Genomic DNA, 15,578 nt, shown 5'->3' with positions numbered 1-15,578 from the left:
AGTGAAGGTTTACGGCACGCTGGCGTTTGGCGGCGTGCCAGTCTTGTTTTGAGGAATTGTGGAATGACCTATTGTGTGGCCATGCGCTTGTCATCCGGGCTGGTCTTTGCTTCAGATTCGCGTACCAATGCCGGAGTGGACCATATTTCTACCTTCCGCAAGCTGCACGTGTTCCAGCAGGACGGCGAACGCTTGCTGGTGCTGCAAAGTGCCGGCAATCTGGCGACCACCCAGAGCATCATCAGCCTGCTGCAGCGCCGCTGCAAAGACGCCGAACGCCCCAATCTGCTGAATGCGCCCAGTCTGTACGAAGCCGCCACGCTGGTGGGCGAAACGGTGCGGGAAGTGATCCAACGCGACAGCGAAGCCCAGCAGAGCGGCAGCACCACCGATTTTAGCTGCAGCCTGTTGCTCGGCGGCCAGATCCATGGCGAAGAGATGCGGCTGTTTCATATCTATCCGCAGGGTAACTTTATCGAAGCCACCCGCGATACGCCCTATTTCCAGATTGGCGAAAGCAAATACGGCAAACCAATTATTGATCGGGTACTGAACTACGATACCCCGCTGGAACAGGCGATGCAGTGCGCGCTAATCTCCCTCGATTCCACGCTACGCAGTAACCTGTCGGTCGGCCTGCCGCTCGACGTGATGATCTATCCGCGCGACAGTTTCAGCAGCGCACAACAATACCGTATTACCGAAGATCATCCGCATTTCAACGCCATCCGCAAAGGCTGGGGCGAAGGGCTGGTCAGCATTTTCAAACAGTTGCCGCCGCTGCAGCTGTAGGTGCTGTGAGGACTCGGCATGCAGATCCCCTACGCATGCTGAGCCCGACGATGCAGAAAATTATTCGATCGCGCTGGCACGCAGCAGGGCTTCCAGCGGATAAACCGCCGCAATCACCACTTCGTCGCGTATTTGCGCCGCCGCGTCCAGCTGTTGCTGTATCTGCCCGGCTTCTGCTTTGCTCAAGGGTTTGTTCTGCTGATAACGTTCCAGCAGCATCAGCCCCAGTGCCGACAGCGCGCCGACATCCTGCGCTACCGGAGCCAGATCCTGCATCACCCGGTTACCGGCAATCACCGTTTTCACCGGCGCGGTATTCAACTGCCAGCGTTGCAAACGTTCGCGCAGCGCCTGTGCCGCCGCACTGTTATTGCGATCTTTCAGCAGGGCCGCGACCTGCAGCCCCATCTCGCGCACTGCGTTGCTTTCCGCCGGCAGAGCGTCGGCAAAGCGATTCAGCGGTTCGAACTGATGATAATTACCGGCCTTGAATTTCAGATGCTGACGGGTGTAGTACTGGCCCGGCTCGACCGCCTCGGCCAGGATTTGCAGCGGCGCGATTTGCACGCTATTCGCCAGCCGGGTGAATTCACGGGCGGTCTCTGCGTGCTGCTGCAAGCCCACCGACACCACCGACCAGGCGTCAACTGCCGCCAGCCGCCGGTACATGTTGTTTTCATCGGTTACGTCCTGCGCCGACCACAAGCGCTCCGCCACCGCGAACCCGCGCGGCCACAGCTTGAGATCGAGGATCGGCGCCCTGATGTTTTCCGCCCACAGCGCCGCCTCGCCGCCAAGAATATTGGCCTGCTGCTTCGCGTCCGGTACCACCGGCATCTTGCCCGCCGGGATCGCCGTCAGCTTGCCGCCGCTGGTCGGGTAACGCACGTTGCCAACCAGCGTATACCCACTGAGCTTATCCTGCTGCAGCGTGAACACCGGACGCGTCTCGCCCATCCAGGTATCGACGCGGAAGCTCACCTGCTGCGGAGAACGCCAGACGATATCCTGCAACGCACGGCGAGATTTGCCGTTGAAGTCGATAAAGCCACGCCAGCCTTGTTTGCCTTCAATCAGGGTAAAACTGCCCTCCACCGCGCTGCCCTTCAGTCGTGGCATGCTGAACTGCCAGCTCTGCGCCTTTTCATCGGGCTGCACCTCGGTGGCGACGCCCAGCGGCTGCGGCAGGATCTCGTTGCGATAGTGATAGGCGCTGCTCTGCGGTTGATCGAGGTAGAAGCCGGTGGACAGAATGCCCTGATAGCCGTCCTGCGCGCTGGCCCCCAGTGAGTCCTGACCCTGCCAGGATTGGATCACAATGCTGCGTGGCAGCGACGGGTGATAAATTTCATCCCAGCCGACCATCTGCCGTTGGTGCTGTTCGAGGATTTTTTCCAGCTTCTGGTTGAAGTAGGCCTGCAGCGCGTGGGTGTCCGCCAACTGATGTTGCTGCATAAAGGCCTGAATGGTTTTCGATTGCTTCCATTGGCTGGCATCCACCTCGTCACCGCCAATATGCAGGTAAGGATCGGGGAAGATCGCCGCCAGTTCGCCAATAATAGCGTCTACAAATTGATAAACTTCTTCACGGGTCGGATCGAGCGTTGGCTTATGGACACCCCATTTGCGCTCCATCTGATACGGCCCCGGCGCGCTCATCAATTCCGGGTAAGCCACGGCGATGCTGGAAGCATGGCCCGGCAGATCGATTTCCGGCACCACCCGGATGCCGCGCGCGGTGGCATAGGCCACCACCTGTTGCATCTGTTCGCGAGTATAAAACTGGCCGTCACTGGCCTGCTGTTGCAGCTTGGGATAATGCTCAGAAGCAAAACGCCAGCCCTGATCGTCGGTCAGGTGCCAGTGAAACACGTTGAGCTTGGCTGCTGCCATGCCGTCGAGCTGGCGCAAAATATCCGCCAGCGGCAGGAAATGACGCGCCGAATCCAGCAGCACGCCGCGCCACGGGAAACGCGGTACGTCGGTGATGCTAACCAGCGGCAGGAAGGTGTTCTGGCCGTCGGTCTGCACCAGTTGCAGCAGGGTTTCCATGCCACGCAGCGCACCGAAACGGGTATTGGCGGTCAGCGTGACGCCATCCTGCATCACCACCAGTTTATAGCTCTCGTCGCTGCCCGGCAGCGGCTGCGCCGCCACCTTGTCTTTGATGTTCACGTTAATCACCACGCCAGCGGCTTTTGCCGCCTGCGGTGTCAGCGTCCAACCGGTTTGCAGTTCAATACGTTGCCGCCAGCGCGGCAGCGCATCACCCAAATCGTCGCCCTGCAGGTTAATCGACAAACGGTGATCCAGCACCAGCCTGCCTGCCGGTTGGGTCAGTTCCACCTGCTGCGGCCAGGGCATCAGCGGCAAATCGCCGGCCGGCTGCGCCAGCGCACCCAGGGAAAGCAATAACGATGAAGCCAGTAGCGTATAACGCAGAGATCTGTGCATCAGAAATTCCTCAGAGGAAAAAAATCAATAAAAACAGCGAAGCTGTAAATAAAGACTGAGCACAGTACAGATGTCCAACGGCGAGGGTGAAAAGCCGGGTTGGATCACAGATGCCCCTCTTCCAGACGAAAGAGGGGCGCGGGAATCACTGCCAGCCGTAACGGCGCACAAACCAGCCTTTCACACACTGGGTCAGCACCATATAACCGGTCAGGATCAGCACCAGCCATGGGAAGTAGCCTAGCGGTAGCGCCTGCAGCTGCAGGAAACTGGCCAGCGGCGAGAAGGTCAGGCCGATACCGGTGGCGATCACCACCAGGGTCATGATGCACAGCGGCCACGAAGGACGACTCTGGATAAACGGAATTTTGCGCGTGCGGATCATATGCACAATCAGCGTTTGCGACAGCAGCCCTTCAACGAACCAGCCGGACTGGAACAACGTCTGCATTTCCGGCGTATTCGCTTTAAACACCCACCACATCAGGCTAAAGGTCAGCACGTCAAAGATCGAACTGATCGGCCCAAAGAACACCATAAAGCGCCCAATATCGCCGGAGTTCCAGCGCTGTGGCTGGGTGATCTGATCGTCATCGACGTTGTCGAACGGAATAGCGACCTGCGAAATGTCATACATCAGGTTCTGGATCAGCAGGTGCAGCGGCAACATCGGCAGGAACGGCAAAAAGGCGCTGGCGATCAGCACGCTGAAAACGTTACCGAAGTTAGAGCTGGCGGTCATTTTGATGTACTTGAGCATATTGGCGAAGGTACGACGCCCCTCAATCACCCCCTGCTCCAGCACCATCAGGCTTTTTTCCAGCAGGATAATATCCGCCGCTTCCTTGGCAATATCCACCGCAGAGTCGACTGAAATCCCGATATCCGCCGCACGCAGCGCTGGAGCATCGTTAATCCCGTCGCCCATAAAACCGACCACATGGCCCTGTTGGCGCAGCAGCTTGACGATACGTTCCTTATGCAACGGCGTCAGCTTGGCGAACACCGTGGTACGCGCCGCCGCCTGCGCCAGTTGCTGGTCGTCCATCTGTTCGATTTCACTGCCGCGCAACACATGATCCGCCGCCAGCCCAACGTCTTTACACACCTTGGCCGCCACCAGCTCGTTGTCGCCGGTGAGGATCTTCACCGTTACACCGCTGTTTTTCAGCGCCGCCAGCGCCGGTGCGGTGCTCTCTTTTGGCGGATCGAGGAAGGCCACATAACCTTCGAGGATCAGATCCGATTCGTCGGCCACGCCGTATTCATAAGCCTGCGCCGGCAGGATCTTGTTGGCTACCGCCACCACCCGCAGCCCCTGCTGGTTAAGATCGTCGGTAACGCGCCGAATGCGTGCCAACAACGCCTCGGTCAGCGGGATCACTTGATCTTCCTGCCGCACATGGCTGCAAATCGCCAGCATCTCTTCCAGCGCGCCCTTGCAGATCAGCTCGTGATACTGCGCGTCTTTGGCCACCACTACCGACATCCGGCGGCGTTCAAAATCAAACGGGATCTCATCCACCTTGTGGTAATGCTGCAACGCATCCGGCTGTTGGTTTTGTTCCGCACAGCTCAGCACCGCCACATCGAGCAGGTTTTTCAGCCCGGTCTGGTAGAAGCTGTTCAGCCAGGCGTAATGCAGTACCCGGTCGCTGGCGACGCCGAACACGTCGGTATGGCGCTCCAGCACGATTTTATCCTGGGTCAGGGTGCCGGTTTTATCGGTGCACAGAATATCCATGGCGCCAAAGTTCTGAATGGCGTCCAGGCGTTTGACGATCACTTTCTGTTTGGACAGCTTCACCGCCCCTCTGGCCAGGGTAGAAGTGACAATCATCGGCAGCATTTCCGGGGTCAGCCCCACCGCCACCGACAGCGCGAACAACGCCGCTTCCCACCAGTCGCCCTTGGTGTAGCCGTTGATCAGCAGCACAATCGGCGTCATCACCAACATAAAACGGATCAACAACCAACTGACTTTACTGATCCCACTCTGGAAGGCATTGGGTTGCTGATCCTGACCGATCACGCGCTGCGCTAGTTGACCGAAATAAGTGTCGCCACCGGTACCGATCACCATCGCCAGCGCGGTGCCACTCACCACGTTGGTACCCATAAAGCACAGGTTTTGGCATTCCAGCGGATCTTCTGACTGCTCACGCAGCTCGGCGACTTTCTCCACCGGCAAGGACTCACCGGTCAGCGCCGCCTGGCTGATAAACAGATCCTTTGCCGACAGCACGCGCAGATCCGCCGGGATCATGTCGCCCGCCGCCAGTTTGATGATGTCGCCCGGCACCAGTTGCGAGATCGGCAGTTCCAGGTGTTCGCTTTTGCCGGTCAGTGCGTCACTACGAATTACTGTAGCGGTATTGCTGACCATGGCTTTCAGCGCATCCGCCGCCTTGTTGGAACGCGCTTCCTGAATGAAATTCAGCAGCGTGGAGATCACCACCATCAGGGCGATCACCAGTGCCCCGGTCAGATCCTCGGTGGCATAAGAGATCATGCCAAGCGCGGTCAGCAGCAGGTTGAACGGGTTGCGATAGCAGTGCCACAGGTGCTGCCACCAAGCCTCTTGCTGCTGATCGTCGATCACGTTCTCACCGCAGCGTTCGCGTACCCGCTCCGCCTCATGGGCGGTTATGCCTTCCGGGTGGCTTTGAAAGCGCAGATAAAGCTCGGTGGTGTTCGCGGCAGCGCATTCCAGCCGCTGCTGCGCCAGACCGGCGGGCAACCCCTGCGCTTTGCCGCCCAGGCCGTCCAACAGGCTGTCACGGTGCACCAAACGGTGCGGTAAATTGCGGCTGAGCAGGCCCAGCAGCTGACGGGGGATATTTTTTAGTTTCATTTTTTTGCACCTCGTCGCCCATTGCCTCACGGCAGCGGGTGAACGCGGGATCGCCCCCGGCCAGGCTTTCGGACACGCCAAAAAGCCTCTGCCGGGGCAGATCCTTGTCTTTTTTTATAGCAGCAGGAGCGAACGACGGGCGCGCGCTACCGGTTACCGTTTATTACTTCCCCGGTAAAACAGCAGCGCAAAGCGGGCAGGTTTTACCGGGGAGCCGAGTCAGGGTCTAACGGGGTCGGATCGGGATCCATAGGGTTGATAACCTCCGGTAAATGAAAAGATCGAACGACAAGAGCGGCCGTTCAGCGCAGTACGTAAATCCCTGCATTAGCCTATAGCTTTCAAGTTGCAGCTAGGCGACCAGCTTGCTCATCCCCAGGCGCTTACTTAAGTAAGTAACTGGGGTGAGCAAGTGCAGGTAACAACGCTGCAACTTGAAAGATGATGGATACAGCGCCAAGATCCGTTGCGGAAAATAGGCTATGCTGACGGGCATTCAGCGTAGGCCGCCAGTTTACGCCTTTTAACCTCAATGAAAATTAAACCATGCAAAACCGGCTGACCATCAAGGACATCGCACGCCTGAGCGGCGTAGGTAAATCCACCGTATCACGCGTGTTGAACAACGAAGGCAGCGTGAGCCCGCAGACCCGCGAACGGGTGGAAGCGGTGATCCGTCAGCAGGGGTTCACCCCCTCAAAGTCTGCTCGCGCCATGCGCGGCCAGAGCGACAAAGTGGTCGGCATTATCGTTTCCCGTCTCGACTCTCCGTCTGAAAACCAGGCGGTACGCACCATGTTGCCACTGCTGTATCAGCACGGCTTCGACCCGATCGTGATGGAAAGCCAGTTCGAGACCCGGCTGGTGGAAGAGCATTTGCACGTTCTGCAACAGCGTAATGTCGACGGAGTGATCCTGTTCGGTTTCACCGGCCTGACGGCGGCCATGCTCAGCCCATGGCAGGATAAAATGGTGGTGCTGGCACGCGAATACGAGGGGTTTTCTTCGGTTTGCTACGACGACGACGGTGCCGTGCGGCTGCTGATGGAACGCCTGCAGCAACAGGGCCACCGGCATATCGGCTACCTGGGGGTGCAACTGTCGGATGCCACCACCGGTATGCGCCGCCACCAGGCCTATCTCGACGCCTGCCGGCAACAGCAGATTACCCCAAGCGTGGCGCTGGGCGAACTGAGCTATCAGAGCGGCTTCCAACTGGCTGCCTCGGTCATCGATGCCCAGACCACCGCGCTGGTGTGCGCCTCCGACACTATCGCCCTGGGTGCGATCAAATACCTGCAACAGCAGCATATTGCCCCGCTGCAAGTGTGCGGCATCGGCAACACGCCGCTGCTAAACTTCCTGTTCCCCGAGACGTTTTCGGTTGATCTGGGCTACGGCACGGCCGGGCTGCAGGCCGCACAACAGCTGCTGGGCCAGCTCAGCGGCGAACAGGGCATCCGCCAGATCATCGTACCCAGCCAACTCGCCTGACGGCGGGTTTAGTAGAGTGTGATAACAATCTTCAAGGCCCTCCGTCATAGTCATCATGGACTAATGAGTCGCGCTAATTTCAATCAACTTATTGATTGTTAAGGGTGACAGTATAGCCGCCAATGCGCTTGCTCAAGAAAATATTACCGGATGTTTCGGCCGGCTCGCAAAATTCCCTGTTGAATAAATGGTCATTTTTTTATCATTTTGTGATCCTCGCCCCAAACCGGGAACGTTCCCATTCCATAAAAAAAGCGGAGTGACTAAGCTTTGATCATTACTCCGACAACACCTCTGCGGCAGTCCCATACCAAGAAAGGTATCTAATAATGAGCAAAGTAAAACAGCAGGATATCGATCGCCTGATTGTGCTGGTGGGCGGGCGCGAGAATATCGCTACCGTTAGCCACTGCATTACCAGGCTGCGTTTTGTTCTCAATGACCCAGCTCTGGCCAAACCGAAAGAAATCGAAGAGTTGCCGATGGTCAAAGGCTGCTTCACCAATGCCGGGCAGTTCCAGGTGGTGATCGGCCCCGAGGTCGGGGATTACTACCAGGCTCTGATCGCCACCACCGGCGTCAATGAAGCCGACAAAGAGCAGGCCAAGGTCGCAGCGCGCCAGAACATGACCTGGAGCGAACGCGCCATCTCGCACTTCGCCGAAATCTTCTTCCCGCTGCTGCCTGCCTTGATCAGCGGCGGTTTGATCCTCGGCTTCCGCAACGTCATCGGCGACATCCCGATGTCCGGCGGCCAAACGCTGGCACAGATGCATCCGGCGTGGAAAACCATCTACGACTTCTTGTGGTTGCTCGGTGAAGCCATCTTCATGTTCCTGCCGGTCGCTATTTGCTGGTCAACGGTGAAAAAAATGGGCGGTACGCCGGTACTCGGCATCGTGCTGGGTATCACGCTGGTGTCCCCGCAGTTGATGAACTCCTATCAGCTCGGCCAGCAGATCCCGGAAGTGTGGAACTTCGGCTGGTTCACCATTCAGAAAGTCGGCTATCAGGCGCAGGTGATCCCTTCCATGCTGGCCGGTATGGCGCTGGGCTGGATTGAGACCCGCTTGAAAAAGATCGTGCCGGATTACCTGTATCTGGTGGTGGTGCCGGTGGTTTCCCTGCTGCTGGCGGTGTTCCTGGCGCACGCATTTATCGGGCCGTTCGGCCGCATGATTGGCGACGGGGTAGCCTGGGCGGTGAAAGCCGTGATGACCGGCAGCTTCGCACCTATTGGCGCCGCGCTGTTTGGCTTCCTGTATGCACCGCTGGTGATTACCGGCGTGCATCAGACCACGCTGGCCATCGATATGCAGATGATCCAGAGCATGGGCGGCACCCCGGTTTGGCCACTGATCGCACTGTCCAACATTGCGCAGGCCTCGGCGGTGCTGGGCATTATTATTGTCAGCCGCAAGGCCAACGAACGTGAAATCTCGGTGCCGGCGGCCATCTCCGCCTACCTCGGCGTCACCGAACCGGCGATGTACGGGATCAACCTGAAATACCGTTTCCCAATGCTGTGCGCAATGATCGGCTCCGCCTTCGCCGGGCTGATCTGCGGCCTGGACGGCGTGATGGCTAACGGTATCGGCGTCGGTGGTTTGCCGGGCATTCTGTCGATCAAACCGCAGTTCTGGATGATTTACACGGTGGCGATCCTGGTGGCGGTGGTGATCCCACTGGTACTGACCATCATGGTTTACAAACGCAAGGCCAGCCGCGGTGAGCTGCCGGTCTGATTGAAATATAGGGGCCCGGTACGCCGGGCCTGTTAAGGTATTTATATGAGCAATCCAATCCCCTGGTGGCAGAACGGCGTCATCTATCAAATCTATCCGAAGAGTTTTCAGGACAGCACCGGTAACGGCTACGGCGATCTGGCCGGTGTGACGGAGCGGCTGGACTACCTGCAGGAACTGGGCATCGACGCCATTTGGCTGACGCCGGTGTATGTCTCGCCGCAGGTGGACAACGGTTATGACGTGGCAGACTACTGCGCCATCGATCCTGCCTACGGCACCATGGAGGATTTTGATCGGCTGATTGCCGCCGCCCACCAGCGCAGCATCCGCATCGTGATGGATATGGTGTTCAACCACACTTCGACCGAACACCCGTGGTTTAAAGCCTCGCAGGATCCTGACAGCCCGTTCCGCCAGTTTTATGTCTGGCGCGACGGCGAAGGCGATGCCCTGCCGAACAACTGGCGCTCCAAGTTTGGCGGCAACGCCTGGCAGTGGCACGCCGACAGTGGCCAGTATTATCTGCACCTGTTTGCCACCGAGCAGGCAGATCTCAACTGGGAGCACCCACCGGTGCGCGAAGAGCTGAAGAAGGTTTGTCAGTTCTGGGCCGACAAAGGCGTTGACGGTCTGCGCCTGGACGTGATCAACCTGGTCTCCAAGCAGCAGGATTTCCCGTCCGATAACCAGGGTGATGGCCGCCGTTTCTACACCGATGGCCCACGCATTCATGAATTTCTACAGGAAATGAGCCGCGACGTGTTTCAGCCGCGTGGCCTGATGACCGTCGGTGAAATGTCCTCCACCACGCTGGAACATTGCCGGCAGTACGCGGCGCAAAGCGGCGAAGAGCTGTCGATGACTTTCAACTTCCACCACCTGAAGGTGGACTATGCCGGCGGCGAAAAATGGACGCTGGCAGCGCCGAATTACGTCGAACTCAAACAGATTTTCAGCCATTGGCAGCAAGGCATGCACAATCAGGCGTGGAACGCGCTGTTTTGGTGTAACCACGATCAGCCACGTATCGTTTCACGCTTCGGTGACGAGAGTGAACTGCGGGTGCCGGCCGCCAAGATGCTGGCGATGGTGCTGCATGGCATGCAGGGCACGCCTTATATTTATCAGGGCGAAGAGATCGGCATGACCAATCCGGGCTTTAACTCCATAGAACAGTATCGCGATGTGGAAAGCCTGAACATGTACGCCGAACTCAGCACGCAGGGGAAAAGTGACGCCGAGCTGCTGGCGATCCTGGCCAGCAAATCCCGCGATAACGGCCGCACGCCAATGCAGTGGAGCGCCGCGCCAAACGCCGGTTTCACCCAGGGCACGCCGTGGATTAGTTGTGCGGAAAACTATCCGCAGATCAACGCCGAAGCGGCGCTGGCCGATCTGGATTCGGTGTTTTACGCCTATCGTCAGTTAATCACCCTGCGCAAACAGTACCCACTGCTGACCCACGGTGACTACCGTGACCTGGCCCCTGCTCACCCGGCGTTGTGGTGCTATCAACGCAGCTGGAATGGCCAGCGCCTGCTGGTGGTGGCCAACCTCAGCCGCGAGCCGCTGGCCTGGCAGGCCGAAGGCGTGGAGCCGTCTGCTTTATGGCGACCGCTGATGGGCAACTACGCCGACGCCCCTGCCCAGCCGCAGGCCACCAGCCTACGCCCGTTCGAAGCGGTGTGGTGGCTGCTGGAAGACTAATGCTGTCGGGGCGTGGCCAACCGCGCCCTACAGTTTTTTCAACAGTTCCACCACGCCGGCAGCCTCTTGCGCCAGGCGTTCATCGCTCATATCAAACACCCCCTGCACCAGATGCGGCGGCAGGTAATCCATGCCGGTCAGATTGGCCACCGCATGGAACGGGCGCAGCAAATCTGCCACCGGATAACGGTTATAACCTTCTGGCGTATAAGCCTGCTGATTGCCGCCGGTAGTGACCACCAGTTGCAGCGGTTTACCCTGCAGTTGGGTGCCTTCGCTGCCGTAGGCGAAACCGTGGGTTAATACCGCGTCCTGCCATTCACTGAGGATCGCCGGGGAGCTGTACCAGTAGAATGGGAACAGCATCACCACCGCATCATGGCCCTGCAGCAATTCCTGCTCGCGCGCCACGTCGATTTGATAGTCCGGGTAGGCACGCATCAGTTCGTGAATAGTCACGTTCGGCAAAGGACGTAGGGCTTCGATCAACGCTTTGTTGATCCGTGAGTCATCGGGAAAACGGTGGGCGGTTAACACTAAAATGCGCGACATAAGAGATCCTTGATTTAAATTTGATATCGCATTTTTCCATTTCTCACGCGCCGGGTGTAGGCTGTTAGTTGTCACTTTAATTTCAACCGAAAGTATCAACCACTATGTCGCTTCCCTTTGATGTGCACCGCCTGCTGCCGGCCTTCCTTGCAGCCGCCCAGGCGCAGAACTTTTCCGCCGCCGCACGTCAATTGGGCGTCACGCCAGCGGCCATCAGCAAGAATATCCGCGTGCTGGAAGAAAAACTGGCGCTGCGGCTGTTCCAGCGTAATACCCACAACGTGGTGCTGACCGATGAAGGCAAGGCGCTGTTGCAACAGGTAGCGCCGTTGTGGCAGGCACTGTCCGCCACGCTGGAAACCGCCGGCAGCGCGCAACAAGCCCCTTCCGGTACGGTGCGCGTCAGCATGATCCCGGGTTTCGGCCGCCAGATGCTGATGCCGTTGATCCCGCAGTTCCTTGAACACTACCCGCAGATCGACCTGGATCTTTCGCTGGATGCGCGGGTGGTCAATTTGGTGGGGGAAGGTTTTGATGTGGGGATCGGCAGCCGGGTCGATCCCGACAGCCGGCTGGTGGCGCGATCCTTGTACCCGATGCAGATGGTGCTGGCGGCCTCGCCCGGCTATCTGGCGCAGCACGGCATACCGCAGGATCCGCAAGATCTGTTGCAGCACAACTGCCTGTTGCATCGCAACCCGGCTACCGGTCGCAGCGTAAAATGGCCGCTGCAACAACAGGGCGAAGCCAAAACGCTGGAGCTGCAGGGCCGTCTGGTAGCCAGCCGCCCGGAAATGCTGCTGGATGCGGCGCTGGCCGGGCTGGGCATCGTCTGCCTGGCCCGTTGGTACGCAGAACATCATTTTGCACAAGGCACCCTGCAGCCGGTGCTGGCGGAATGCTGGCCGCGGCCGACCCAACTGTGGCTGTACTATGCCTCCGCCGATCTGCCGCCGCGGGTGCGCGTCTGGGTTGAGTTCCTGCTCGAGCATTTCCGTCACCGCCCGGCCTGAGTTTTCAGGCCAAAAATTCAGGCTTGTACAGCTAACGCCCGCTCTTTCCATTTCCTTGTTCTACGTCAAAAGAATCTCGCCAATATCTATATATAGTGCGTTAATAAACACCAACACCTATATGTAGTAGTTATCCACAAATTCATCCACACGTCGCTTCAGCCCTTGCGCGCTGCGGCATTGCCCTGTGGATAAGCCGAAATCATACCGATACCCAACGGCTTTTAGCCTGCCGGGCATCAGCGCTCCCTCGGGGAACAAGGAGTAACAACGTGAAACCAGTAGTGATTAAACGGGACGGTTGTCAGGTACCTTTTGACGAGGCACGTATTGGGCAGGCTATCGAGCGCGCCGCGCTGGCCGTCGGTATTGTCAATGCCGACTACTGCGCAACCGTCGCCCGCGTAGTCGCTCAACGGATGTCACAGCAGCAGCGCGTTGATATCCATGAAATTCAACAGGCGGTAGAAAATCAGTTGATGGCCGGCGAATACAAGCAGCTGGCCCGCGCTTATATTGAATATCGTCACGATCGCGACGTAGCGCGTGAACTGCGCGGGCGGCTGAACCAGGAGATCCGTGGCCTGGTGGAGCAAAGCAACATGGCGCTGCTGAACGAAAACGCCAACAAGGACAGCAAAGTGATCCCCACCCAGCGCGATCTGCTGGCCGGGATCGTCGCCAAGCATTATGCCAAGCAACACATCCTGCCGCGTGACGTAGTGCTGGCTCACGAGCGCGGCGAGATCCACTACCACGATCTCGATTACTCGCCGTTCTTCCCGATGTTCAACTGCATGTTGATCGACCTGAAAGGCATGCTGACCAACGGCTTCAAGATGGGCAACGCCGAGATCGAACCGCCGAAGTCGATCTCCACCGCCACTGCAGTCACCGCCCAGATCATCGCGCAGGTTGCCAGCCATATTTATGGCGGCACCACCATTAACCGCATCGACGAGATCCTGGCCCCGTTCGTCAGCGAAAGCTTCAACAAGCATCGGCAGGTCGCCGAACAGTGGCAGATCCCGGACGCGCAAGGCTACGCCATGGCACGCACCGAGAAAGAGTGTTACGACGCCTTCCAGTCGCTGGAATATGAGGTCAACACCCTGCACACCGCCAACGGTCAGACGCCGTTCGTGACCTTCGGTTTTGGCCTGGGCACCTGCTGGGAATCGCGGATGATCCAGCGTTCAATCCTGCAAAATCGCATCGCCGGGCTGGGCAAGAACCGTAAGACGGCGGTGTTCCCCAAACTGGTGTTCGCCATCCGCGACGGCCTTAATCACCAGTACGGCGATCCGAACTACGATATCAAACAGCTGGCGCTGGAGTGCGCCAGCAAGCGCATGTACCCGGACATCCTCAATTACGATCAGGTGGTGAAAGTCACCGGCTCGTTCAAAACCCCGATGGGTTGCCGCAGCTTCCTCGGTACCTATGAAGAAAATGGCGAACTGGTACACGACGGCCGCAACAATATCGGCGTGATCAGCCTGAATCTGCCGCGCATTGCGCTGGAGGCGGTCGGCGATGAAGACCGCTTCTGGCAGCTGCTCGACCAGCGTTTGCTGTTGGCGAAAAAGGCACTGATGACGCGCATTGCCCGGCTGGAAGGCATCAAGGCCCGGGTCGCGCCAATTCTGTATATGGAAGGCGCCTGCGGTGTACGCCTGAAGGCGGACGACAATATCGCCGACATTTTCAAGAATGGCCGCGCGTCGATCTCACTGGGTTATATCGGCCTGCATGAGACCATCAACGCGCTGTTCGGTGACCAACGGCACGTCTACGACGACGAAGCGCTGCGCGCCAAGGCGGTTGCCATTGTTGCCCGCCTGCGGGCCGCCACCGACAGTTGGAAGGAAGAAACCGGTTATGGCTTCAGCCTGTACAGCACGCCGAGCGAGAATCTGTGCGACCGCTTCTGCCGGTTGGATACCGCCGATTTCGGCGTGGTGCCGGGCGTCACCGACAAAGGCTATTACACCAACAGCTTCCACCTCGACGTGGAGAAAAAGGTCAATCCTTACGACAAACTGGATTTTGAAGCGCCTTATCCCCCGTTGGCCAACGGCGGTTTCATCTGTTATGGCGAATACCCGAACCTGCAGCACAACCTGAAAGCACTGGAAGACGTGTGGGATTACAGCTACAGCCGCGTACCTTATTACGGCACCAATACGCCGATCGATGAGTGCTACGAGTGCGGCTTCACCGGCGAGTTTGCCTGTACCAGCAAGGGCTTTACCTGCCCGAAATGCGGCAACCACGAGCCGTCCAAGGTGTCCGTCACCCGTCGGGTGTGTGGTTACCTCGGCAGCCCGGACGCCAGGCCGTTCAACGCTGGTAAGCAGGAAGAAGTGAAACGCCGGGTGAAACACCTGGGGAATGGGCAGATCGGCTAACGCCGGGCCGCTATGCATCAGGGCTCAGCATGCTGAGCCCCTACCATCAGAAAGCGAAATATGAACTACCACCAGTATTATCCCCTCGACGTGGTCAACGGCCCCGGTACCCGCTGCACGCTGTTTGTCGCCGGTTGCGTACACCAGTGCCCCGGCTGCTACAACAAAAGCACCTGGCGGCTTAACTCCGGCCAGCCTTTTACCCAGGCGATGGAAGACCAGTTGATTGCCGATCTGAACGACTCGCGTATTCCGCGCCAGGGCCTGTCGCTGTCCGGCGGCGATCCGCTGCACCCGGCCAATGTCGCGGCGGTGCTGCAATTGGTGAAAAGAGTGCATGCCGAGTGCCCCGGCAAGGATATCTGGCTGTGGACCGGCTACCGGCTGGCAGAGCTGGATACCCAGCAAATGCAGGTTGTGGATCGGATTAACGTGCTGATTGACGGCAAGTTTGTGCAGGATTTAAAAGACCCGGCGCTGATCTGGCGCGGCAGCGCCAATCAGGTGGTGCATAAGCTGCGTTGAGGATCCCCTCACCCCGGCCCTCTCCCTC

At 58.5% G+C, this 15,578-nt stretch carries 10 protein-coding genes; 7 read left to right on the top strand and 3 right to left on the bottom strand.

Translation table 11 applies throughout. From position 1 onward, the window contains the following. Positions 1–63: 63 nt before the first annotated feature. A complete protein-coding gene (locus ACNT1W_RS04470; protein WP_012004995.1) occupies positions 64–792 on the top strand; it encodes a proteasome-type protease in 729 nt (242 codons plus the stop codon). Between the two features lie 60 nt (positions 793–852). Here ACNT1W_RS04470 and ACNT1W_RS04465 read toward each other — a convergent pair whose 3' ends face one another. Together ACNT1W_RS04465 and mgtA are read right to left on the bottom strand one after the other, a co-directional pair. Continuing rightward, on the bottom strand, positions 853–3,246 hold the full coding sequence (locus ACNT1W_RS04465) for a beta-N-acetylhexosaminidase (RefSeq protein WP_419246439.1): 2,394 nt from the start codon (positions 3,244–3,246) through the stop codon (positions 853–855). Between the two features lie 145 nt (positions 3,247–3,391). Then, positions 3,392–6,100 carry a magnesium-translocating P-type ATPase gene (mgtA, locus tag ACNT1W_RS04460; protein ID WP_419246438.1) on the bottom strand — a complete coding sequence of 903 codons (2,709 nt, stop codon included), beginning with the start codon at positions 6,098–6,100 and terminating at the stop codon, positions 3,392–3,394. A gap of 546 nt (positions 6,101–6,646) precedes the next feature. Here mgtA and treR point away from each other — a divergent pair. From treR to treC, 3 genes are all read left to right on the top strand, one after another. Next, entirely contained in the window at positions 6,647–7,594 is a 948-nt protein-coding gene (treR, locus tag ACNT1W_RS04455) for a trehalose operon repressor TreR (protein WP_012004992.1), read from the top strand. Between the two features lie 329 nt (positions 7,595–7,923). Next, entirely contained in the window at positions 7,924–9,339 is a 1,416-nt protein-coding gene (gene treB / locus ACNT1W_RS04450; RefSeq protein ID WP_012004987.1) for a PTS trehalose transporter subunit IIBC, read from the top strand. 45 nt (positions 9,340–9,384) lie between these two features. Further along, on the top strand, positions 9,385–11,049 hold the full coding sequence (treC, locus tag ACNT1W_RS04445) for an alpha,alpha-phosphotrehalase (RefSeq protein WP_419246437.1): 1,665 nt from the start codon (positions 9,385–9,387) through the stop codon (positions 11,047–11,049). A 27-nt stretch (positions 11,050–11,076) separates the two neighbouring features. Here the strand turns inward: treC and ACNT1W_RS04440 are convergent, their stop codons facing one another. After that, positions 11,077–11,601 carry an NAD(P)H-dependent oxidoreductase gene (locus tag ACNT1W_RS04440; RefSeq protein ID WP_259191829.1) on the bottom strand — a complete coding sequence of 175 codons (525 nt, stop codon included), beginning with the start codon at positions 11,599–11,601 and terminating at the stop codon, positions 11,077–11,079. 104 nt (positions 11,602–11,705) lie between these two features. Here ACNT1W_RS04440 and ACNT1W_RS04435 point away from each other — a divergent pair, with 104 nt between their 5' ends. The 3 genes from ACNT1W_RS04435 (at position 11,706) to nrdG (ending at position 15,550) form a co-directional block, all read left to right on the top strand. Next, complete coding sequence (locus ACNT1W_RS04435; protein ID WP_419246436.1) at positions 11,706–12,614, top strand: LysR family transcriptional regulator; 909 nt, start codon at positions 11,706–11,708, stop codon at positions 12,612–12,614. A gap of 272 nt (positions 12,615–12,886) precedes the next feature. Continuing rightward, complete coding sequence (gene nrdD, locus ACNT1W_RS04430) at positions 12,887–15,025, top strand: anaerobic ribonucleoside-triphosphate reductase (protein WP_115183378.1); 2,139 nt, start codon at positions 12,887–12,889, stop codon at positions 15,023–15,025. A gap of 60 nt (positions 15,026–15,085) precedes the next feature. Continuing rightward, the gene (gene nrdG, locus ACNT1W_RS04425) at positions 15,086–15,550 is read left to right on the top strand and encodes an anaerobic ribonucleoside-triphosphate reductase-activating protein (protein WP_411227807.1); all 465 of its coding nucleotides are present in this window, start codon (positions 15,086–15,088) and stop codon (positions 15,548–15,550) included. Positions 15,551–15,578 lie beyond the last annotated feature (28 nt).

Origin of the sequence: Serratia sp. NFX21 (assembly GCF_048517035.1) — a bacterium.
GTDB classification, from domain to species: Bacteria; Pseudomonadota; Gammaproteobacteria; order Enterobacterales; family Enterobacteriaceae; genus Serratia; species Serratia quinivorans.
This window is presented reverse-complemented; position numbering and strand designations above follow the sequence as displayed.

What these genes read in the sequence shown, in the direction of transcription:
- ACNT1W_RS04465 (WP_419246439.1), bottom strand. Translation starts at nt 3,246, where the DNA reads ATGCACAGATCTCTGCGTTATACGCTACTGGCTTCATCGTTATTGCTT.
- ACNT1W_RS04435 (WP_419246436.1), top strand. Translation starts at nt 11,706, where the DNA reads ATGTCGCTTCCCTTTGATGTGCACCGCCTGCTGCCGGCCTTCCTTGCA.
- ACNT1W_RS04470 (WP_012004995.1), top strand. Translation starts at nt 64, where the DNA reads ATGACCTATTGTGTGGCCATGCGCTTGTCATCCGGGCTGGTCTTTGCT.
- mgtA (WP_419246438.1), bottom strand. Translation starts at nt 6,100, where the DNA reads ATGAAACTAAAAAATATCCCCCGTCAGCTGCTGGGCCTGCTCAGCCGC.
- ACNT1W_RS04440 (WP_259191829.1), bottom strand. Translation starts at nt 11,601, where the DNA reads ATGTCGCGCATTTTAGTGTTAACCGCCCACCGTTTTCCCGATGACTCA.
- treR (WP_012004992.1), top strand. Translation starts at nt 6,647, where the DNA reads ATGCAAAACCGGCTGACCATCAAGGACATCGCACGCCTGAGCGGCGTA.
- nrdG (WP_411227807.1), top strand. Translation starts at nt 15,086, where the DNA reads ATGAACTACCACCAGTATTATCCCCTCGACGTGGTCAACGGCCCCGGT.
- treB (WP_012004987.1), top strand. Translation starts at nt 7,924, where the DNA reads ATGAGCAAAGTAAAACAGCAGGATATCGATCGCCTGATTGTGCTGGTG.
- treC (WP_419246437.1), top strand. Translation starts at nt 9,385, where the DNA reads ATGAGCAATCCAATCCCCTGGTGGCAGAACGGCGTCATCTATCAAATC.